Below are 21,319 nucleotides of genomic sequence, written 5' to 3' on the forward strand. Positions count from 1 at the left end.
ATAAAGTGATTATTTGACAGTTAATTTCACATGAACTTAAATTAGTTTTATTTTGTTGCATTCTTTTACATGTCACAAACAATAAACTATAAGCAACCATCAACTAATGATTATTGCCTATTTGCTCAAAACATTGAGTTAGATGGTCGAGTTTGGAATAAATGCATTCCTTTAGACATACTAAAGCACACTAAGATTGCTAGTCTGTATTGTGCTCCTTTGCCTAACTCAGAAAATAATGAAGGAATTAGCTATTTCCCTGTTTATGGGTTGTTAAAAGCAAATACTCCTTTTAAGTTTGAGCAATTCATTTGCATTGGTGCGCTACCTTTAGAGTTGACCAAAACATTGCCCAGTGACCAGTTGTATCATCTATGGAAGTTGATATTAAAAAACCTTTGGGTGAATGATAGAGGAATAATTAAATCTACTTTAGATATTTATGTAAAAGAGGAGAACATTAAACAATGGCAGGATGCCCAAAGAAACCAGTCATCCTCAAGGCACTAGAGGAAACCTTAAGATCAGATCGAACAAACCTCAATAAACCAAAAACAACCCATGGCGCTAGTCTTCCTGAGTATCTTAGTGAGAACGAAAAGAAAGATTTTTATCAGTAGCGCGAGAATTTGATGACTGTACAGCAGTCTGGAATTGATATTGTTGCAGGAAGTCCTTTTGGAGGAGGTTCTCACCAACCACCGAGGTTACAGTAAGTTATGGCATTGAAGCTGGAACATAAAATGCAAAATAATTACAGAAATTATTAGAGCAATTGGTGAACCATAAGAAAAGGGGCCTTTAAGCCCCTTTCTAAGTATATTCTTACTTACACAAAGGATTTTATCCCTTCATTTTTTGACAAGTATCGACGAGTTGTCCTGCGATGCGCTCCAAAGTAGCTAAGCGTTTTTCGCTAACTAAAGTACCGTCTTCATTAAAGGCATCACCCGCTTTAGGGATTGCTACCTGATCCGACAAGATGGTGGTTCCGATTCCACTCAACAACAGTCGTAATGGAGCCAAACCTCTTAATCCACCGAACGCACCAGGAGAGGTAGAGAAGATAGCGGCATATTTGCCCTTAAAGCTTTGTAGCATACCTTCGCCATCGGCTTGACGAGACGCCCAATCCACAATGTTCTTTAACGCGCCAGAATAAGAGCCGTTGTATTCTGGAGATGTAATAATAAAACCGTCTGCTTCGTTCATCAGCGCTTTAAGTTTTAACGCATTCTCATGAATACCATTGGCCGCTTCATCGTCTTCGTTAAACAAAGGCAATGGGTAGTCTTTCAAATCGATATAGGTGACTTCTGCGCCCGCTTTCTCTGCACCCGCAGCAACAATTTTCGCCAGCTTTTTATTATATGAGTCTTTACGTAGACTGCCTGAAAAGGCAAGAATTTTTACCGTCATGAATATTCCTTACTATCCACTAAATTGAAAAACGCCGAACCCATGAGTTCGGCGTAGCAAGAGAGTTATGTTTAGAAATCAGCGCTTTTGGCTGCACGAGGGAAGGGGATAACATCGCGCACGTTAGCCATACCTGTCGTGTAGGCAACGGCACGCTCAAAACCTAAACCGAAACCTGAGTGAGGTACAGTGCCATAACGGCGCAGATCACGATACCACCAGTAGTTTTCGATCGGTAAGTCCATCTCTTTAATGCGGCTGTCTAATACATCCAGGCGCTCTTCACGTTGACTACCACCAATGATCTCACCGATACCGGGGGCCAAAACATCCATAGCGGCGACGGTTTTACCATCGTCGTTCATACGCATATAAAACGCTTTAATGTCTTTTGGGTAGTTCATAACAACCACTGGGCGTCCAACATGCTCTTCGGCAATATAGCGCTCATGCTCAGAACTCATATCGATGCCCCATTCAACAGGGAACTCGAAGTCGCGGCCACTGTTTTGCAAAATCTTGATGGCTTCGCTGTAGTCCATACGTTCGAAGTTGTTATTGATGATGGTCTCTAATCGTTCGATACAGGTTTTATCAACAAACTTGTTAAAGAACTCCATATCGTCCTGACGTTCATCCAGCACCTTCTTGAAGATAGATTGCAGCATACCTTCGGCCAGATCGGCGGTTTGATTGAGATCGGCAAACGCAATCTCAGGCTCAACCATCCAAAACTCAGCCAGGTGACGGCTAGTGTTGGAGTTTTCGGCGCGGAAGGTAGGTCCGAAGGTGTATACCTTAGACAGCGCTAAGCAATAAGCTTCGACGTTAAGTTGTCCAGAAACCGTCAAAAAGGATTCTTTACCGAAAAAGTCCTGACTGTAATCGACTTCGCCTTTATCGGTCATTGGCAGGTTAGTTTGATCCAAGGTGCTGACGCGGAACATTTCACCTGCACCTTCACAATCTGACGCAGTAATGATTGGTGTGTGGATCCAGTTGAAGCCCTGATCACTAAGGTAGTTGTGGATGCCTTGCGCCAAACAGTTACGCACGCGAGTCATGGCACCAATGATATTGGTGCGAGGACGCAGGTGCGCCTTTTCGCGTAGATATTCCATGCTATGGCGTTTGGGTTGCATAGGATAGGTTGATGGATCTTCAACCCAGCCTAACACTTCAATCTGCTCTGCCTGGATTTCGAAAGATTGACCTTTACCAGGCGACTGAACCACTTTGCCTGTCACTTTAATGGAGCAGCCTGTGGTCAGTTTTTGAACTTCTGACGCGTAATTCTCTAATTCACCTGGAGCGACAATTTGCAGCATATTAAAGCAGGAACCGTCGTGCAAATTAATGAACGAAAATCCACCTTTAGAATCGGTTCTAGTTCTTACCCAGCCTTGAGCGACAACCTGGCTGTCCACTTCGGCTTTGCCTGCCAAAATATCGGCAATACTCAGGGATTTCATACCTGTACTTTCTCCATTGAATTGAGGGGAATCTTGCTCCAAACCGGTGTTTGGTTAATTGGATTCTCCATTACGAGTGTTTGTTTTCTAATGCTTTTCTGCGCTCTATTTGCTCGAGAACAGCGACTTTTTCGTTATCGCTTAATGATGCCCACTGTATGATTTCATCAATATTACGAAAGCAGCCAACGCATAGCTCCTGGAGGTTTGCTGGGCTGTCTTCCATTTTACATATCCCCACACAAGGAGAGGCGACGACGGGTGATGGCTTCATATCGAACTGTTCGGTGCAAAAAAGCCCTATATGTTAACGCGGAGTGCTGCTTTGTGCCAGCGCTTGATAGCCTTTTCGGTCGAATTTTTAGAACTGGTGCCGAGCTTATATAGCACATCAATGATTACCATCAGATTGACCTGGCCTAAGCTTATAGGAATGGGCTGGATGAATTTTAAGCCATTGTTTTTACGAAGAAAAAAATACGAAGGCTCAAAGACAGCTAAGTACGCTCAAATCAACAGCCAAAAGTGGGAATAATTAGTGGCTAAATAGTGCTTTCCTGGTGTGAACGACTATGCTTAATAGAGGCCATGCTGTTCGTTGATGTTTGATGTGGAGCGATGTTTGTTCATGACCGCAGAATTCGTAGTGGGATTATGAGGGAACGGTTTGCTTTGATTAGGACAGAATCCATAGATACTTTGGCAGAGGTGCTTGCTGTAGCCTTAGAGCAAGTGCAGGAGGCCATATTAATTGTAGAATCCGATGGACGTCTATGTTTTGTTAATCAGATGGCTGAAGATTTATTAGGCATCGTCGATTATGAAGACAGCTATGTCCAGGATGTTCTCTGCTTTGTAAACAAGGTAACCCAAGAACAGCAAAGTCCCAGTATTGACCAATATCTATCGCCTTTCTTTGTCGAGCAGCTATCGCAAACCACCATGATACATCGGGGTAATGACTATACCTTTCCATTTTTGATGAAAGTCACCTCAATCAGCCCCACATCGTCAGAATCCGATAAGGTGGTTATTTCTTTTAGCGATGAAACTCAGATGAATAGCCTACTGGAGTCAGTGTCATTTCATCGTAAGCACGATGCCTTGACTGGGTTGGCCAATCGCATGGCGCTGGAACGCCAGTTACAAGAGGCGATTCAAGATGCGCGAATTAATGATTCTGTCCATTGCTTATGCTTTATTAATATCGATCAAACAAAGCTTATTAATGACTCAGTAGGACATCTGGCCGGTGATGAAATGATCCGCGAAGTCGCAGAATGTCTTAAGGCGCGTGTGCGCTCCAACGATATGCTCGCTCGATTAGGCGGTGATGAGTTTGCATTACTATTAAAGCAGCAACAATTAAATGAAGCCCACCGAGTGGCAACCAAGCTCAGTAGCGCATTGTCAGACTTTTGCTTTAACTGGGATGATCGTCGATTTGTCGTTTCGGTGAGCATTGGCATTGTCGAGATTGATTTGCACTCCGACTCCTGGGTCAGCGTATTGAGCAAAGCGGATTCGGCCTGCCAGAAAGCAAAGTCCAAAGGACGCAATCAGATTAAGCTCTATAACGAGCAGGATAATGAACTCGCTACTCATCGCAGTGAAGTGGAGTGGGTATCAAAACTGGTTTCAGCGTTACACGGTAACTGCTTTCAACTGTTTCAACAACGCGTGTTTGGCCTGGGTGTTAATCAGGGGCAAGACCACTGCGAAGTACTGATACGAATGACCGAATCCGACGGACATATCGTATCGCCTGGATTCTTTTTACCAGCGGCAGAGCGCTACAACATGGCGGGGATGATCGATCGCTGGGTAGTGCTCAATACCATGCGCTGGATGGCAGAAAATCGTCGGCTTCCTGTCGAACGTATCAACATCAACCTGTCTGCTCTTAGTATCTTACAAGATGACTTTATCGAGTATATCGAGTCATTGTTCGATACCTATCTGTTGCCGCCAGAAAACATCTGCTTTGAGATCACCGAAACAGCGGCAATTGCTAATTATTCTCGCGCCCGTTCATTTATTGAACAAGTGAAAGCCATGGGGTGTTTTATCGCGCTGGATGATTTTGGTACTGGGATGTGCTCATTTGCTTATCTTAAAAACTTGCCTGTCGATTATCTTAAAATTGATGGTGAGTTTGTGAAGGGCCTGGAGCGGGATTCTGTATCTCGTACTATGGTTCGTTCTATTAACGACATTGCTCATGCTATGAACATTAAGACGGTTGCAGAATACGTTGAGAATGAAGCCATCAAGCAGATTCTTGAAGATATACAAATCGATTATGCTCAGGGCTTTGGATTGGCCAAACCTGCACCGCTAAAAGAGTTAAGAGACCACTCTGCCTTATTGACCCAACACGCCATTCGATAAACTCCCTGAGTTGTTCATTTTTCTTTTCCCCAGTAAGGAAAAGGCCACTTAATGAAAGATTGATAAGACCCTAGTTACTATAAGGTGGGAATTTCGTATACTGTCTAACCTATCTATGGGTTATTCAGGATTTTAACGAAACCTTATGTACGAATTGAATAATGAGTTCGAAGACTATTATGGTGACAAGGCGGCGTACTATCGTTCCTTGGTAGAACAGCTCAAAGGATTACTTTCTATTGAGCGACACCCTATGACCAACATGTCTCAGATGGCATCTTTTATATACCACTCGATTCCTCAGTTAAACTGGGCGGGGTTTTATCTTACTCGCAACGAACAGCTACAACTGGGTCCTTACCACGGCAAAGTGGCTTGTGTGCATATTCCGTTTGGACGAGGTGTTTGTGGCTGGGTTGCTGAAAATAAGCAATCTATTAAAGTAGATAATGTACACGAGTTCGATGGACACATTGCTTGTGACAGTGCATCGAATGCCGAAATAGTTGTTCCGGTTATGCTTGGTGAACAATTATGGGGTGTTTTGGACATCGATAGCCCAGAATTAAATCGCTTTGATGCTCAGGATCTCGAAGGTTTTGAAAGCTTGGTCCAAGCTTTTTGCGAAGTAACGGATCTGGAGAAGCTTGTTTTCTAAAAATTTTTACTGGTCAGCTGTGTGAATATTTCATATTGCTGACTCTCTCATCTATTTTTCTTTGTTTTTCACTTCTGGCTTGTTCGTTAATTCTTGGCCTTATTATCTCGCTGCTTCTCCGCATAAATATTCACTGCCTTAAATCATTCTTCGATCTGCTCTTGCAATGATTACTTGAAAAAGAAAAGGATAGAGTAGATAAAGACCTTGTTAAAGGTAAATGTATTATTGGGTAATATAAAATTTTTATGAAAAGCAAGAGGTGCTTTCGTTAAAAGTCTGTTTAATAATACATAAAAATGATTCTTGTATTGCGCTTTTTTAATCAAATTGATTTTTGAGTTTTTATTTAAAATTGGAAAGTTGAAATTATTTTTTGTAATGCAAACTAACAATAAAAATAATCAATATAGATTTTATGCAAAGTTATTGTTTGGTTATTTATTCGAGTAGATTTTCCTTAAAAAATAAAGGGGCCTGGTGAGCATGGAGGTGTGTTTTTGTCTATATTCAAAGTGCGATAATTTGGATTTTATTTATAGTTGCAAATAAAAAAACCGTTGCTATGATCTCGCTCGTCATCGAACGACAACTTAACTTTTATATCGGAGATTAAATTTTATGAACAAAGCAGCGGTTGTGTCTTTTGCTTTGCTGCCATTTTTAGCGCAGGCGGGTGAACAGGTATATGCAGATTCAGAAGCTTTCTTTAAAGCTTTTCATAAAAACCCTAAAAAAGTAATGGATCAAATGCCTCTTAAAGAAACTCGTAGTGGAGGCGATGTGTTTTCATCTTTCAATGAAGATGAAATCGGTAATAAAGATTACGTTGTTCTTAAAGATCAGTATCGCTCAAAAATTATGGGTGAGAAAAAAAATAATAAAAAAGGCAGTGCGACGACCAATCAAAAAGCGATGGGATACTGGGATAACCCTAAGCGACTTATTGATCTAGGTAACAACGCGATCACTAACTTGTTTAAACTAGATAGCGATGCGCCTCGTGCACATCAGCTTGAAAGCAACATCTGGTCGGACACTTACTGGCCAATCTATAGTGGTACTGTTGGCTGGCGTCACGCAGATCCTGAGTGGAATCGTTTTTCTCGCGACTGGAAAACTCACCATGACTTCGCAACCATTGAAAAGCCTGCACAAAACTTTTTAGCAGAAGAAAAACACTTATTATCACCGTCAGAAAAGTATGACTTGTTAGTAGGTGATAGCGAGTTTTCAATGACTCGTGCTTCATGGGCGACGGGTAAAGGTTACTATGACCGTGATGGTAAAGTTGAAACCTGGATGGGTCTTTGCCATGGTTGGGCTCCTGCTGCTTACATGTTACCTCGACCAGAGCAAACGATTGTTGTTAAAGATGCAGAAGGCAACGATCTAACGTTTTATCCTTCAGACGTAAAAGCATTAGGTACGTTGCTTTGGTCAAACGGCGACTTCCAGAACAAATTCATGGGCAGTCGTTGTAACATTAAAGATCCTAAGAAAGACGAAAATGGTCGTGTACTTGAGCCTCAGTGTTTCGATAACAACCCTGCGAGCTTCCACATTGCAGTGATTAATCAATTAGGCCTTAGCAACCGTAGTGTCATCATGGATGCAACCTATGATTATGAAGTATGGAACCAGCCTATCTACTCGTACAAAATCAAGTACGTAAACTTGAAAACTTCGCAGTCAACCACTGACGTTAATGCGGCCGTTATCAACATCGAAGACTACACAGAAGATAAATTCAAAAGCTATCGCTCGACCAACGCAACTAAAATTGTTGGTGTACGTATGGAGTTAGAATATATCTCTGAAAACCAGCCAAACCATGACACCACTAATTCATCAGCTACTGACGAAATCGTTAAAGTTCATTACTACTACGATTTAGAGTTGAATGATGCGGGCGAAATCTTAGGTGGAGAATGGTACTCTAACCGTCACCCTGACTTCTTATGGACGCCAGTACCTAACGCTGTTGCTCAGTCAACGTACCAGGTAACGGGTGAATGGAACGAAGGTCAAAGCATTCCAGAGAGCTGGAAGCGCAAAGCGAAACTGTCTTCTGATCGTCACGAGCCACTGACAGCTATCGTTTCTGAGTTGTTCAAGCGTGCTTCTAAACAAGCACCAACAACTACTTTTCAACAGATTTCTCTAGGTGGTGACCAATGTCTTGACTTCTACCTGGCGAAAAAACGTGGCGACGACTATATCGAAACCTGGACGTGTAGCTCTGAAACTTATTTGCAAGAGCAACTATGGCTTATTGACAGCCAGTCTCGCCTGCGTCCTAAGCATGACACCAACTTATGTTTAAGCGTTTCTTCTTTGACGGCTGGTGAATTCGTTACTTTAGAAAGCTGTAACCAATCTGACAAACAACAGTGGACTGTTGGTGAAGGTTCTGTGAAAAGCAAAACTCGCACAGATCTGGAGTTGAAACCTGCTAACGGTGGAACTTACTTGTCATTACAATAATTCTCTTATTATTGTAAGCTAGAGTTTAGCGCCCTATGAGAATCATAGGGCGCTTTTGTATTTAATAGGTAGAGACTTAATGGCTCCTGGTTCTATCGCAATGAAATTGTATGGAAACTCAGTGTTAAGATAGAGAACGAAATAAAGAGCAAAATCGGCTCTTCCTTGGCACATACAAGAACAAAAAATCTCTTCTGTATAAAGACATACTTGAAAATTAACATCCATGATGAGCAAATGCCGAGCGCAGCGGAGTAGGGCTTTTGTGTCCTTTGCGGCTCTTGGCAAAGGATGTCGCCTAAGGCGAAAATAGAAGGTTAAAAAAAGTGCAGGACTAAAAGAAAATCTTTCCGTTGCTAATAACAAAAAAGCCACTTGAACCAAAATCTCAACAGCAATAAAAATAATCTAAAACAAAAAACCAAGTCACCAAAACCCCAAAAGCAAACATAAAACCATCCATATTGTCATTTTTAGCTTCTTGTATTAAAACGAAACTTTACCTACTTTTCTGTTTCTCAAACTTAAACGCCAAAACACATGACGAGGAACACAATGAAAAAAATACTACTGCCAGTTCTCTGCGGACTTACTCTTGCTCAAACAGCACACGCAGAACAATGGGCTTATAGTGGAAAGTCCGGCCCCGAAAACTGGGCTCAACTCAGCGAAAAATTCACAGCCTGCTCCGGCCAAAATCAATCACCCATCAACTTAACTGGATTTATCGATGCCAATCTAAGCCCGCTAACGCTAAAATATAACCAGGGCGGCAACAGCATAAAAAACAATGGTCATACATTGCAGGTTGATTATTCTCCTGGCAGTTTTTTAACCATCGACAAAGTACCCTACGAACTCAAACAATTTCATTTTCATGCTCCCAGTGAGCATACGCTTAATGGTCAGTCTTTTCCTCTAGAGGCGCATCTGGTTCATGCCGATCAAGCGGGCCATTTAACGGTTGTTTCTGTTTTATTCGAGCAAGGACAAGAAAACTCAGCATTGGAAAAACTACGGGGAGTATTACCTGCAAAAGCTGGTAGTTCGCACAAGTTGAATACAAGCTTCGATGTTAAATCATTGCTGCCTCAAAAAGCCGAATACTTTCGTTACAATGGTTCTCTGACAACACCACCCTGTTCTGAAGGTGTTCGTTGGTTGGTGCTAAAATCGCCAGTGACTCTCTCAAAACCGCAACAAGTCGCTTTTGAACAGGCACTGCACCATCATAATAACCGTCCTCTGCAATCATTGAATGCTCGAGTGATTCTTCAGTAACTTATGTGATGATGGGGCTCATTCTGAGCCCCTTGGCAATTCGGTTATCAGAGTTAAGGTGTCACTTATCACAATTCCTTCTCGGCTGTGTTTCTTATTGTGCCAACAGCGCTTATACTCGATTAATTATTCGACGAGCCGACTAAGATAAAGATGGCGTTGTATCCGAACTTAAAAAAGCGACCTTATTTCTGGTCGTTATTCTTTATTAGTGCTTTTCTGGGACTGTGGGCATTCTGGTGGGAGCCTGCCAGTTTGACGCAGCAGAGCTACACCATAGAAATAAAAAACTGGCCAAAAAGTTGTGATGGAATCAAAGTAGCGGTTATTGCCGATCTTCATATAGGTTCTGCTTATAATTCTTTAACTCGCCTTGATGAGGTTATCGAGCATACTCATACCTCGCAACCTGATCTTATTTTACTGGCGGGTGATTTTATGAATCACAGTGTCGTCAGCTCAGAACAGGTTGCACCCGATTTAATCGCACAGCGCTTAAGTGCGTTAAAAGCACCTATGGGAGTTTATGCTGTAATGGGCAATCATGACTGGTGGTACGGCGCAGAGCAGGTAAAACAGGGTTTTTTGAAGCACAATATGCATCTTCTAGAAGATGATGCGGTTTTATTAGAACAGAATGAGTGCCAATTCTGGTTAAGTGGTATTAGCGACTTTTGGGAGGGGCCCCACGATATTGCACTAGCTTTGGCAAAAGTTCCAGAAGATGCCGTTAATATTGTGGTTACCCATAACCCGGATATTTTTGATCACCTTCCTGCCAGTGTTGAATTAACCATCGCTGGCCACACTCACGGTGGCCAGGTTCATCTGCCTTTTATTGGGCGACCTGCCATACCATCGCAATTCGGTGAGCGTTTTGCAGCAGGGCATATTGAAGAACAGGGAAAGCACTTGTTTGTTAATACGGGAGTAGGAACGAGTATTTTGCCAGTGAGGTTCAGAGTGCCTCCAGAAATATCTTTAGTGAGTATAAAACGAACGGCTCACTAAAAAACTTTATGCGATGTTACTTGATTGCATGCGGATTTCGACTTCCAGAAATGCGACTAACTGTTGCATGATTTGTTCAACGTGGACAAAGTTACTGCAAGGCTTTTTGTTAAGCATAAACAAATGACCCAATACATTGCCCTGAAAATCACGATACACTTGTCCTGCATACTCTTTCACACCCATTTGGATTAAGGCTTCATCCTCGGGGAAGTCTTCTTGCACATTCACATAATGGCACAGTTGTTGTGATTGAGTCACAATCTCGCAAGGAGTGTGTTCTAAGTCGTAGTGAAAGCAATCACAAAAGTGATCGTCTTCCCACATTGCCAACACTGTAATTTGTTGAGCATTTCTTGGCAAGCGAGTGACACCGGCCCAATAGGCACCTGTCGTAATACTTAAGGCTGCACTTATGGCTTCAAAAATATCGGCACCATCAGTTGTTGCTCGTGTAACAAAACTGAGTGAGTCGTCGGTTGATGCTCTATCGATAGGTTGAAAAAAAGGAACATCAATTCCGTTTGTAAAATTTACCAAGATCATAGTTATCAACTGTAACAAAGAGTGCTTACTCTATTTAAGTCTAACATGCTTATAAATAATGTAAGGATATTTACAAAGGTTTTGTATTTATTATCTCGAATGTGAGATGGTGCGTGGGTGCGTTAACTATTTCAATGTTTTTATCGAAATAATAAGGCTTTTTATGGTTTAAGTTGGCAAGCAAACTGCATTCAAAAACAGAGTTTTTCATTATTCAATAGAACAAAAAGATCGTTTATAGATCACAAAAATCATTAAAAAATTTTTGCAGCTATTGACATCTTCTGTAAGCAGAATAAAGTGCCAAAGACAGGGCAATGGGAACGCCGTGTAATAACTAAAAAATGATTTTTTATTTTGGATATTTAAGAGGAAGTTTATGACGCAATCTTTAGCGCAACTATGTCAGGCATTAGAACAAAAAGTAAAACAACAATGGAAACCAGAACAACTGGCCAACTGGATGTGCGAAGAGTATGCCAATACTCGTATTGAATTTGCTGAATCATTTGATGAAGATGGCGATATGCTGATTGCTCAATGTTACGTGGATTCTTTTAGCGAAGAGAAGTCATTATATTGGACATTAGTTAGACAAGTGATCATATATGATCCAGATAAACCGGATGAGCAGTCAGATATTTATCAACTAGAGCTGAGGCTGCAGTATCCTTGCACCGAAGATAACCAACATTTTAGTGAAGACAGCGATTGGTATGAAGAGCCGTCTCAGTTAGAGGCTTTTCGAAAATACCTATTAAATAGTACTGCGACCCAGTGGTGTTTCTCTCATCCGCCTAAAGTAACCGAAGTTAATCTAAATCGCATGTAGTAGGAGAGCTAATGGCAGAACAGCCTAAAGTGATTTTGTTTGATGGTGTGTGCGTTCTCTGCTCTCGTTGGACCCAGTTTATTTTGCGTTATGATAAGCGCGCAATTTTTCAACTCTGTGCGGTGCAGTCGAATCATGGTCAGCAACTGTTGGCCAAATTTGATTTGCCGCAAGAGGATGTGCGTTCGATGGTGTATATTGATGGAGAAAAATACTACCTAAAAAGTGATGCGTTTTTAAACGTCGTTTGCCAACTGGCTGCTCCTTGGCGATGGCTTAATGTTTTTAGCAAGTTACCTAAATCCTGGCGCAATAGTGCTTATGATTTTGTCGCTGCACGCCGTTACGATTGGTTTGGTCGATATGATCAATGTCTCATCCCGGATGAGAAAGAGCGGCATCGCTTTTTGTCTTAAAGTGGTTCTATAGCCCACAGGGAAGGGTGTGGGCGGATGGGCTAGACTTATTATAAGGAAATCGCACAGGAGCAGAGGTTATGACATACACTCCACCGTCACCGGAAGAATTGATGCAACAGGCCATCGATATGACTTATAAGGGCATGGACAAGGGCCAAAGCCCTTTTGGGTGTGCTATCTGGTATCAAGGCGAGATCATTGCCTGTGCCCATAATACGGTGATGCAAACGATTGACGCCACAGCTCATGCTGAAGTGAATGCGATACGGCAAGCTTGCCAACATATTGGGCAAGTTCATTTGACGGGTGCGATGGTTGCGACAACCTGCGAGCCTTGTCCGATGTGCATGGCTGCCTTGCATTGGGCTCAGGTAGACACTGTCTATTTTGGTGCAACCATAGCGGATGCAGATGAAGCTGGTTTTAATGAGTTACATTTGAGTGCCGATACTTTGATCAAAGTTGGCAAAAGCTCGGTGCGCTTGATAGGGGGTGTAAAAACAATGGATTGTCGTCAGCTGTTCCAAGATTGGTTGGGGCGAGATGATAGAAAGGTCTACTAGGGCCAATCCAATTTTCGCACTGCTGCGTTAAAATTTCATTGATATGCCCACCAAAGCATTATGAAAAAGCCACCTTATCCTAAGAAAAGGTGGCCCTAAGTTTGATTAAGGTACCGTACACTCGTTATTAAAGATACTTAAGATAAACGAGCTGGTATCGTAAGCACAGGTGCCAGTACAGGTTCCATTGCCTGGAGGCATATTGGCAGCCACATAAGCGACCAATCCAGCAATATCATTATTATCGGCCATGGTGCTATTGTTGATTAAAATATTGAGGTCTGCGCCAGCACGACTGCCCCCATCATTGTTAGTACCATGACATCCTGCACAGGTAGTTACCCATTGAGCTCGGCCTGGGTGCGTACTACAGCTGCCGCTGATCTGAATGGCATTGACTGTAATATCGACTTCATCGCTATTTCCCGCACCTCGATCATCAATCGCCGTTAAACGGAACTGAAGCACTTCGTCTTCGTTAGGGGCTTTGAAGGTTGGATTGGCGGTACCGTTGCCGTTAATCGTTACGTTGGTTCCCGATAGCTGAGTCCATTGATAATCATTGATAAAGCCATCGGAGTCCGAAGATTGGCTACCATCGAGCGTGACCGTAGAATAGCCATCAACAGTTTGGTCAGGGCCTGCATTAGCGACAGGGGCCATATTATTTAACGGCTCAACGTTAATGGTCACGGTGTCAGAAGCAATGGCATTATTGTTGTCTCTCACCGTTAAGCGGAAAATCAAGTCTTCATTAGCGGTGACATCGGGTGCTGTAAAGCGAGCCGTAGCGGCGTTAGCCGACTGAATGGTCACCGTTGTGCCCTGAGTTTGCTCCCACAGATAGCTGATGATGTTTCCATCAGGGTCATTGGAGCCTGTACCTACCAAAAAGACTTCATCAGTACCCGATACCATCTGGTCCTGGCCGGCGTCTGCCACAGGCACCATGTTGGACTGAGGATCGACAGTAATCACAACATCATCACTGCCCGTGAGGCCGTCTGGATCTCGTACTGTTAGGGTGAAGGTATAGTCTGTTGCTGCGTTGACCGTAGGAGCAATAAAGTTAGCAACGGCCTGAGTTGCGTTATTTAGCGTGATGCTCGAATCCTGACTGGTCCACAAGTAGGTAATGGCGTCACCATCAGGATCGCTACTGCTACTGCCATCCAGGGTAACCTCACTGACGATGGAGGCGGTAAAGTCGAGCCCTGCGTTAGCAACAGGAGCACGATTAACCATCATGGGTTCAACAATCACAGAAGCCGTCGCAGTGCCTGTTGCGCCTTCGTTATCAGTAACGGTGAGCAAAAAGGTGAGGGTAGTGGCTGCGTTAACGGATGGCGCAGTAAATTCGGTTCGCACTTCGTTGGGTGTTGTTAAGGTAACCGTAGGGCCTTCGGTTTGACTCCAGGCATAACTGGCAATGGAACCGTCGCTGTCACTGCTTTGGCTACCGTCCAAAATAGTGGTTGTACCCACTTCAATGCGAGCTGCGGCAGAGGTGACTGCTGTGGGGGCTTGATTGCGCTGAGTATTGAACTCGGCAACCATTTCGTCTGGGCCTTGAATGTCACAGGCAGTAAGGGCGGTAGTTAGCAATAAAGCGCTAAGTAATTTTTTAGTGGTCGATGGCATGAAACGGCTCTCAGAAAATAACAGGCTTTAGCTGACCTGATTTTTGAAAAGACAACATCAATCTTCGATTATAAAACGAAGCGTTTGTTATCTCCTTCTATTTTTGTGGTTTTTGTGAAGTAGTTTTAGGGCATCTGTGTGATTCTGGCACAACAGAGACGTTTTTTCGAGCCCAAACTCCTGGATGTGGTTATAGCTTATTCTGTTATAAGAAAAATATTTTTTAAAATTGCGTTGCAACATGAGTAATGCCTGCTCCAAAGGGCTGATAACAGCGTAACGGTGGATATAAACATTCTTTTAGAACTAATGTGGGCTTTCTGTTTCTAAAACATTAAAGAGCTAAACAGCCCATATTCAACTCGGGTTCAACTTTGGTTCAGGTTTGGATTGCTAGATTAAGAATCAGCACTATCAGAGTTTAATAGGAGATTTATCCATGAAAATTGAATTGACTCACAGCTCTGTAGAAACTGAGCAATTATTTAAACGTTATGACTTTGACAAAGACGGGCGAATATCACGTTACGAATTGTTTAGCGGTCTCGAAATTATGGGAATGAGACCTTCAGCCCAAGAGTTTAATAATTTATTTGCGCTTATGGATCAGGATGGTGATGGTTTAATCACCCTTGAAGAATTTGAACAGTTTTTGACATCTTTTTAGTTCAGTCTGCCCAAAAGCCAAGGACGGCTAGGTTAGGGCTTCTCGCTTTGTATTGATTGAATATGTGTGGATCACCTTCTTGCGCAATTGATGAGATTTTAATCACCAATAAACATTCAATGAAAGAGCCGTGGCGACCCATACTTATTTTAATTTTCATTAGCTGTGGTGATTATTTGCGGTTTTATTTTGACCGCTTTTGTTATATATATGGAACATAATAATAATGAATCGGAACTTTTGTGGGGTAGTCTCATGGTCGCAACAGAAGAAGAAAAATCACTATTTAACTTGTTTGCACAAGAAGGGAATCAACAGATAGCGATTGAAGATATCGAAAAAGCCTTTGCCAAGTTCAGTATCGAACTGGAACTATTTAGTTTGGCCACTATTGCTAAGCGCTTAGATCTTACACCCAGCAGTCACTATGAGTTAGATTCTTTTGCTGCACTTTTACGAGAAGCAAAATCCTTAAATGCTGATTACGAAGTCATTAAGTCGACCTTTGCAAATTATGATACCGATGATGATGGTTTTATTTCTCGTTCAGAACTTGAAAAAGGCCTGGCCGAACAAGAATCCCAGTTACCTAAAAGAGAACTTCGTGATTTATTTGCCAATATGGATTTTAATCATGATGGACAAGTGAGCTTAAAAGAGTTTGCTCGCTTTATGACCTTTAGTTACTAGAGAAAAGGCTCAGCAATTCGCTGAGTTTTTTGATTAAGCAGTAGTAACTCGCATTTACTCTGACTATTTTTTGTGTAAGTGCTTAACCTAATCAGACAAAGGCACCTTCGCTAAAACTTGCCTTAAAAAGTTGATGGCTCCAACAAATAGTGGATGCCAGTTGTTATCCAGTTCGCCATGAAGCGGCTGCCAAAAATACTGAAATAAATGGCCGCCATCATCTTCTGTAAAAAAGCTCCATGAATCAGGTAAGTGGTCATTAGGTTTCATTAAGCAAAATCCCCACACTTGATCTTGGTAGTTGGAATTCCAGGTGCCGAGATCCATGATGGGGTGAGCCGCAATTCCAGATTCTTCTTTTAACTCTCTTTTGCAGGCTTGCTCTAAACTCTCTTCGAGTTCAACGGTACCTTTTATTAGTTGGTTTCCTGCTAGAGGATGAGTAAATGCAAGAACTTGAGTCTCTCCATCTAGCTTTCTTAGAATGACTGGGCATGCTTTGTTCATAGTTGAGCCGAATAGAAATTTATCTAGATTACTGAGTCTTTGGATAAGCTTTAATTATCAATATTATGATAGATGCCGACATTATCGTTACGAGATGATTTTAAACTTAAAATCTCCCGATATAAGTATGATTTATCCATCAAAAGCAATCTAAAAACTAAGAACATTCCTTAATAATTGATCGCCAAACATCTCTACCAACTGTATCAAAATTCAACAGGTCATTAAAAAACGCCAACCGTAATTCTCCATCTATCATGCTATCGGGTAACAGGGGATCAAAAACCATCAATCGAATCGCTTGTTCACCCAACAAAAAGGATTCTTGAATGACTTCCTCCGAACTCATTGACTCAAGATTATCCAGCCACTCATTCAAGGTGCGTCTCATCTCAACATAAGTGTGCTCCATCTTGGCAACATTCCATAACTGATGGATATCAGCCAGCTGATTAGTGTCAAAATCCGTGACACGAAACACTAAAGCTTCTTCTTCCAGACCTAATTGATGAAGGCGTTCGCGAATAGAAGTTACTCCGCCTTTTAAGTTGTTGGGACGCACATAAAAATCTTTACGGAGATTTCGAAATCCGTTTAGATGCAACGAACGTTCTCGCTGTTTCACCATCTTTCGATCAACACGTCCTAATCCACCAGAATGCACACCGATCCAATCTTGTTGCCAATCGCCAAGACGCTGCAAAATATTACGCCACTGACGAACATCTGCAGCCAGCTGTGAGCTATCAATACAAAACTCATAAAAACCCCGACCAGAGGTTTGAATCACATTGTCTGAAACCAGTCGTGTAATGGTGACCCGCACTGTACTACTTTTGATACCAAACACAGCGCAGGCATCTATGATTCTTTGAATAGGGACAGGCGTTTCGGCTGAGCCTGTGATGAAGCTTAAAATCAGACGTTTGGTGTTTAATTTCATTAAAACCTTTGAAACCTATCGAACAGATATCTATTTGCTTTAAGTGTCAAAAAATATACGAAGATGAGCATTATGACACACAATAAGCTGCACTTTCTTTGATGAGATATTACACACTTTAGCATATATGGTGAGATTTGGGGATTGTAACGTGCCTAAAAATAAGTGTCTTACAGTATATTACCGATATTTACACTTTATATTTGTTTGTGTAATATTGTCGCGCCTTATCAAACCCTCCTAATTCTTATATTCAACGCTAAACACGCAAGAGTCTTGTCATGTTAAGTCGCTAGGGTCGTATGGGTAGAACGAAGCAGACGGACTGTCTGCGCATATTTTTAAAAGAATCTTAGACACTTTGACAGAGGACTAAGCTATGAAAAAATTACTATTAAGCTGCTCTCTAGCCGCTCTTGCATTGATGAGTCACTCTAGTGAGGCTCGTCAGTTTGAGGGGTTCTGGAAAGGCAGCTACAACAATGATCGTGTTGGTCTGGATTATCATAATGGTCAATATGGACAGAAGTGGCTGGATGGTTGGCAACAACGTTGTAAAAGCCAATACCAGCCTTACACAGGAGACTGCTACTTCTTCGCTGGTGCCGGTGCAGAAGCGGAGCTTTATCAGGAGTTGCCAGCAACGGCTGGTAAACGCTATTTGTTTTCTGCCAAGCTAAAAGGGTACAGCGGTGATTACGATCGGGCGCGCCTGAAGTTAGCTTTTTATGATGCTAACAATAACCTGTTGCAATCGCACTCGGGTGCAGCGGTATCAGGAAGTAACTGGACGGCCAAATCACTGACTCGATACGCACCCGCATCAACTGCTAAAGTTCGTGTGATATTACGTTGTGAACGCGCGGGTGGCGTAAATTGCGATGGATATTTTGATCACGTCGGTTTAAAAGAAGATAGCAGCAATAACCTGCTAAAAAATCCGGGCGCTGAGTTGCCCATTGGCGACGATACCAACCAAGCATGGGTTGATGCCAATCCTAATCGTACTCGCTGGCAAAATCGAGTGACTTCCAGTAGTGATTCGACGCCTTATAACTATTGGTTTTCTTACGGCACTCATAACACCTACGAGCATGACAAGTCGACAAAAAATGGTGTGTACGGGTATTTAAGAGATTATTCTAGTGTCATGGAGCTTGATATGACATTTGGGGATGATGGTCACATGGCTCCGGGCGAGTTTGAAATAGAACACCCAGGATCTCGCGATAACAAAGCCAACTGTCGTGCGTATTATTCTTCACCGACGATTCAAAGTGATGTGACTTTACGTGAGTGTTTGCGGGCGATTAAAGAGTTTCATAATGATTATCCTAATCATCATGTCATTACTCTATGGATAGAAATGAAAGAAAAAGACTGGCATTCGCAATGGAGTCCAGCTGATTTTAATACTACTTTGCATGAAGAGTTAAAGGACTTTATTTATACGCCACAAAACTTTCTTGATAAGCACAATGCGAACACTTTACGCGCAGCGGCTGATGCTGGTTGGCCGACGCTAGGAGAATTGCGTGGTAAAGTTGTTGTGGTGCTTTTTCAGCACCTTAAATCAAATCAGCTGTTAAGAGACTATATTGATGATTCCATAGCCGCCGAAAACTCTCCCGGTGTACAAGCTTTCGTTGCTCCACTAGTCAATCGTTACGGAACGGTTTCAAAAAACTATGGAACGGTTGATAAGCCCGCCAACTTTGATAGTGATGAGCAAAAAAGCGATGTTGTGTTTTATTCATTGCGCGGTAACAGTTATTCGAACAAGAGTTTTGGCTTAAATATTTTTGCCAACAATCGTGTCTCGTCAACTTTTTATTGTGATGACAATTCGACGCCAGGAGTTGCTGAACATCGAGACTTTTTAATTCAACATTGTCGTTGGGGAAATGCCGTTAATACGGGCGAAAACAATCCTCTAACGGCGTATTCGGGTCGTTTGCTGATAGAGTCGGGTAATAAGGTACAGCTAGAAACGGCCGTGGTGAATTTTAAAACAGCGACATCTGCTAATGATGCTTGTCTGGAAATTGAAGGTGGAAGCACCAGTGATCGCGCAGATATCATTCACAGCAATTGTGATCATCAGGTCCGCCAGAAGTTTGCCGTTATCGATACTGCAGTGGATTACAGCGGTGGTTTTCCTTCATCCCGTGCTTATATGATTCAGTCTGCAATTCCAGGAAATCAAAAAGTTGTTGAAGTAGCAGGGCACAATACTCCCGAAGTGGGTGACGAAGTATTTCAATTCGCGAGAGAAAACAGTAGTCGACAAAATCGACCTGAAGATCAATATTGGATATTTAATAAAGAAGACAATACTCAGTGTTCCATTCGCAGTTACTCAGATACTTCCTTGCATCTTCACTCATCCACAACTCGAGCAAGCCTGAGCGATGTTTCTCCTTTTGGCAGTGGTGAGCTTTGGCGCATTGAGTCGGCGCAATAACTACTAACAATTCCTATCTCATAGCCCGACTTTATGTCGGGCTTATATCGTGATGATTGATATTTCTTTTGCATTTTTCATCTCTAGAACCAGTATTTTTTAAGGCTTTGATAATCCACTCGCGTTCTAACTATTTTGTTCAGCAGAGTTTCTTTTTGAGTGTAACAATCGCCCCGAATAAATCCCTTAATAGTTAGCGTTAGGGCACTATTAACGATAACTCAGGTTCTGGTAGAAGAAGTATGACTCAGGAATTTCTCATCGTGCTACCCACAGCACAAGAAGAAAGCTTATTTAAGTTGTTAGACACTAATCACGATGAACGATTAGAACCCGACGAAGTGAGATCAGCATTCTCATGCTATGAGTCGGCTGAGCAGGGGATTCATCTTTCAACGATAGCACAGCAAACCCATGTTAATCTGGAGCAGCAGATTGATATTCGCCAATTTGTGATTTTATATCGAGAAATCAGAAGACTTCGCTCTGTTCACGTTAAACCCATGCTGACAACATTGGATTCTTTAGAAGTTATTCGTTCTCGAGGTAATGGGCAAAAAACTCGATAAGCTCACTGCCATGAAAGAGAGCCAAGCCTCGCCTGGAGAAAGCCTGTAATTCTTCTTCTGTAGGGAACGAATAGTAATGGCCATCCGCTGTTGGTTGAGTGGTGGTAAGTGGTTTGCCTTCTGCCAGAGTGTTTACCGCGTCAAGCATCGTTTGAACACCGTCCTGATATAAATTCAATACATGCCAAAGGTAAGATTGCTTATAGTCTACGGTCAGTTGGGTGGTAGCAATAATACTGCCGCGATCAATTTGAGCATCTTCGATAGTGTGTAGGGTTGTGCCTATATGAGTCTCATTGTTAAGCATGGCCCAGAAAGTTGCCATGACTCCTTGGTATTGAGGCAAAAGACCTGAATGGAGATTCAAAATCCCCATTTTAGGGACAGCAATGGCTTCAGGTTTTAATATCACGCCATAGCGAATGTAAGCACCAGATCCGGTTGCGTTGCCTTAAAGATAGCTAACCCTTGCGCGGAGTTAATATCATTGAGTTCCGTAATGGGGTCTTGTGTGTAGGCATTCAATTCGGCAAAGGTCAGTCTGCGACCTTGTTGATGAGTCAATGCAGGGCTGATGATGTTATTAAAGAGTTGTTGTTCGGCAAACTTGAGCTGTTGTAAACCGGAGGGCAACGGCTTCGCTTGCCCAACTTGAGACGACAAGAAAACAGAGACTTGATGCTTGCTGAGAGCTTTTAGTAACAAGTTTAAGGCGAAATTACTGGCAATGTCTCTATTGGCTAAAACGGTAATTTTCAT

The 21,319-nt window shown here is 42.4% G+C and carries 22 protein-coding genes; 13 read left to right on the forward strand and 9 right to left on the reverse strand.

What is annotated here, in order from left to right; translation table 11 throughout:
• Window positions 1-69: 69 nt before the first annotated feature.
• Window positions 70-510: a hypothetical protein gene (locus NH399_RS07860; protein WP_253038479.1), complete on the forward strand. Its 441-nt coding sequence runs from the start codon at window positions 70-72 to the stop codon at window positions 508-510.
• A 333-nt stretch (window positions 511-843) separates the two neighbouring features.
• On the opposite strand, the gene NH399_RS07865 is transcribed toward NH399_RS07860, so the two are convergent.
• The 3 genes from NH399_RS07865 to NH399_RS07875 form a co-directional block, all read right to left on the reverse strand.
• Window positions 844-1,419, reverse strand: coding sequence for an NADPH-dependent FMN reductase (locus NH399_RS07865; RefSeq protein WP_253038481.1), 576 nt, complete (start codon window positions 1,417-1,419; stop codon window positions 844-846).
• Between the two features lie 71 nt (window positions 1,420-1,490).
• Window positions 1,491-2,891 (reverse strand): asparagine--tRNA ligase, encoded by a 1,401-nt coding sequence (gene asnS, locus NH399_RS07870; protein WP_253038483.1) that lies wholly within the window; start codon window positions 2,889-2,891, stop codon window positions 1,491-1,493.
• A gap of 70 nt (window positions 2,892-2,961) precedes the next feature.
• Window positions 2,962-3,165, reverse strand: coding sequence for a DUF1289 domain-containing protein (locus tag NH399_RS07875; protein ID WP_253038485.1), 204 nt, complete (start codon window positions 3,163-3,165; stop codon window positions 2,962-2,964).
• A gap of 380 nt (window positions 3,166-3,545) precedes the next feature.
• Between NH399_RS07875 and NH399_RS07880 the strand changes: the two genes are divergently transcribed.
• The 5 genes from NH399_RS07880 to NH399_RS07900 all read left to right on the forward strand — a co-directional run bounded on the left by NH399_RS07880 (window position 3,546) and on the right by NH399_RS07900 (window position 10,719).
• The gene (locus tag NH399_RS07880; protein WP_253038487.1) at window positions 3,546-5,282 is read left to right on the forward strand and encodes a bifunctional diguanylate cyclase/phosphodiesterase; all 1,737 of its coding nucleotides are present in this window, start codon (window positions 3,546-3,548) and stop codon (window positions 5,280-5,282) included.
• A 145-nt stretch (window positions 5,283-5,427) separates the two neighbouring features.
• The gene (locus tag NH399_RS07885; protein WP_253038489.1) at window positions 5,428-5,940 is read left to right on the forward strand and encodes a GAF domain-containing protein; all 513 of its coding nucleotides are present in this window, start codon (window positions 5,428-5,430) and stop codon (window positions 5,938-5,940) included.
• Between the two features lie 621 nt (window positions 5,941-6,561).
• On the forward strand, window positions 6,562-8,427 hold the full coding sequence (locus NH399_RS07890) for a ricin-type beta-trefoil lectin domain protein (RefSeq protein ID WP_253038491.1): 1,866 nt from the start codon (window positions 6,562-6,564) through the stop codon (window positions 8,425-8,427).
• Window positions 8,428-8,982: 555 nt separating this feature from the next.
• Entirely contained in the window at window positions 8,983-9,708 is a 726-nt protein-coding gene (locus NH399_RS07895) for a carbonic anhydrase (protein WP_253038493.1), read from the forward strand.
• A 153-nt stretch (window positions 9,709-9,861) separates the two neighbouring features.
• Entirely contained in the window at window positions 9,862-10,719 is an 858-nt protein-coding gene (locus NH399_RS07900; protein WP_253038495.1) for a metallophosphoesterase, read from the forward strand.
• 6 nt (window positions 10,720-10,725) lie between these two features.
• On the opposite strand, the gene NH399_RS07905 is transcribed toward NH399_RS07900, so the two are convergent.
• A complete protein-coding gene (locus NH399_RS07905; protein ID WP_253038497.1) occupies window positions 10,726-11,265 on the reverse strand; it encodes a hypothetical protein in 540 nt (179 codons plus the stop codon).
• Window positions 11,266-11,644: 379 nt separating this feature from the next.
• On the opposite strand from NH399_RS07905, the gene NH399_RS07910 reads away from it, so the two are divergent.
• The 3 genes from NH399_RS07910 to NH399_RS07920 all read left to right on the forward strand — a co-directional run bounded on the left by NH399_RS07910 (window position 11,645) and on the right by NH399_RS07920 (window position 13,079).
• Window positions 11,645-12,097: a hypothetical protein gene (locus NH399_RS07910; RefSeq protein WP_253038498.1), complete on the forward strand. Its 453-nt coding sequence runs from the start codon at window positions 11,645-11,647 to the stop codon at window positions 12,095-12,097.
• Between the two features lie 11 nt (window positions 12,098-12,108).
• Window positions 12,109-12,513, forward strand: coding sequence for a thiol-disulfide oxidoreductase DCC family protein (locus NH399_RS07915; RefSeq protein ID WP_253038500.1), 405 nt, complete (start codon window positions 12,109-12,111; stop codon window positions 12,511-12,513).
• Between the two features lie 80 nt (window positions 12,514-12,593).
• Window positions 12,594-13,079, forward strand: a complete 486-nt coding sequence (locus NH399_RS07920) for a nucleoside deaminase (protein WP_253038502.1) — start codon at window positions 12,594-12,596, stop codon at window positions 13,077-13,079.
• 105 nt (window positions 13,080-13,184) lie between these two features.
• On the opposite strand, the gene NH399_RS07925 is transcribed toward NH399_RS07920, so the two are convergent.
• Window positions 13,185-14,720, reverse strand: coding sequence for a PKD domain-containing protein (locus NH399_RS07925; protein WP_253038504.1), 1,536 nt, complete (start codon window positions 14,718-14,720; stop codon window positions 13,185-13,187).
• Between the two features lie 439 nt (window positions 14,721-15,159).
• On the opposite strand from NH399_RS07925, the gene NH399_RS07930 reads away from it, so the two are divergent.
• Both NH399_RS07930 and NH399_RS07935 read left to right on the forward strand, forming a co-directional pair.
• On the forward strand, window positions 15,160-15,387 hold the full coding sequence (locus NH399_RS07930; protein ID WP_253038506.1) for an EF-hand domain-containing protein: 228 nt from the start codon (window positions 15,160-15,162) through the stop codon (window positions 15,385-15,387).
• A 255-nt stretch (window positions 15,388-15,642) separates the two neighbouring features.
• A complete protein-coding gene (locus NH399_RS07935) occupies window positions 15,643-16,077 on the forward strand; it encodes an EF-hand domain-containing protein (protein ID WP_253038508.1) in 435 nt (144 codons plus the stop codon).
• 87 nt (window positions 16,078-16,164) lie between these two features.
• Here NH399_RS07935 and NH399_RS07940 read toward each other — a convergent pair whose 3' ends face one another.
• Both NH399_RS07940 and NH399_RS07945 read right to left on the reverse strand, forming a co-directional pair.
• Window positions 16,165-16,584 (reverse strand): NUDIX domain-containing protein, encoded by a 420-nt coding sequence (locus tag NH399_RS07940; RefSeq protein WP_253038510.1) that lies wholly within the window; start codon window positions 16,582-16,584, stop codon window positions 16,165-16,167.
• Between the two features lie 157 nt (window positions 16,585-16,741).
• Window positions 16,742-17,527 carry a PaaX family transcriptional regulator C-terminal domain-containing protein gene (locus NH399_RS07945; RefSeq protein WP_253038512.1) on the reverse strand — a complete coding sequence of 262 codons (786 nt, stop codon included), beginning with the start codon at window positions 17,525-17,527 and terminating at the stop codon, window positions 16,742-16,744.
• Window positions 17,528-17,906: 379 nt separating this feature from the next.
• On the opposite strand from NH399_RS07945, the gene NH399_RS07950 reads away from it, so the two are divergent.
• Both NH399_RS07950 and NH399_RS07955 read left to right on the forward strand, forming a co-directional pair.
• Window positions 17,907-19,991, forward strand: a complete 2,085-nt coding sequence (locus tag NH399_RS07950; protein ID WP_253038516.1) for a Ca2+-dependent phosphoinositide-specific phospholipase C — start codon at window positions 17,907-17,909, stop codon at window positions 19,989-19,991.
• Between the two features lie 242 nt (window positions 19,992-20,233).
• On the forward strand, window positions 20,234-20,560 hold the full coding sequence (locus tag NH399_RS07955; protein ID WP_253038517.1) for a hypothetical protein: 327 nt from the start codon (window positions 20,234-20,236) through the stop codon (window positions 20,558-20,560).
• On the opposite strand, the gene NH399_RS07960 is transcribed toward NH399_RS07955, so the two are convergent.
• Window positions 20,523-20,972 (reverse strand): formyltransferase family protein, encoded by a 450-nt coding sequence (locus NH399_RS07960; protein WP_253038518.1) that lies wholly within the window; start codon window positions 20,970-20,972, stop codon window positions 20,523-20,525. The two genes, NH399_RS07955 and NH399_RS07960, sit on opposite strands and share 38 nt — an antisense overlap.
• Complete coding sequence (locus tag NH399_RS07965) at window positions 20,969-21,319, reverse strand: hypothetical protein (RefSeq protein WP_253038520.1); 351 nt, start codon at window positions 21,317-21,319, stop codon at window positions 20,969-20,971. The genes NH399_RS07960 and NH399_RS07965 overlap by 4 nt, the downstream gene beginning before the upstream one ends.

Origin of the sequence: Pleionea sp. CnH1-48 (genome assembly GCF_024124665.1) — a bacterium.
Taxonomy (GTDB): Bacteria; Pseudomonadota; Gammaproteobacteria; order Enterobacterales; family Kangiellaceae; genus JAMXSB01.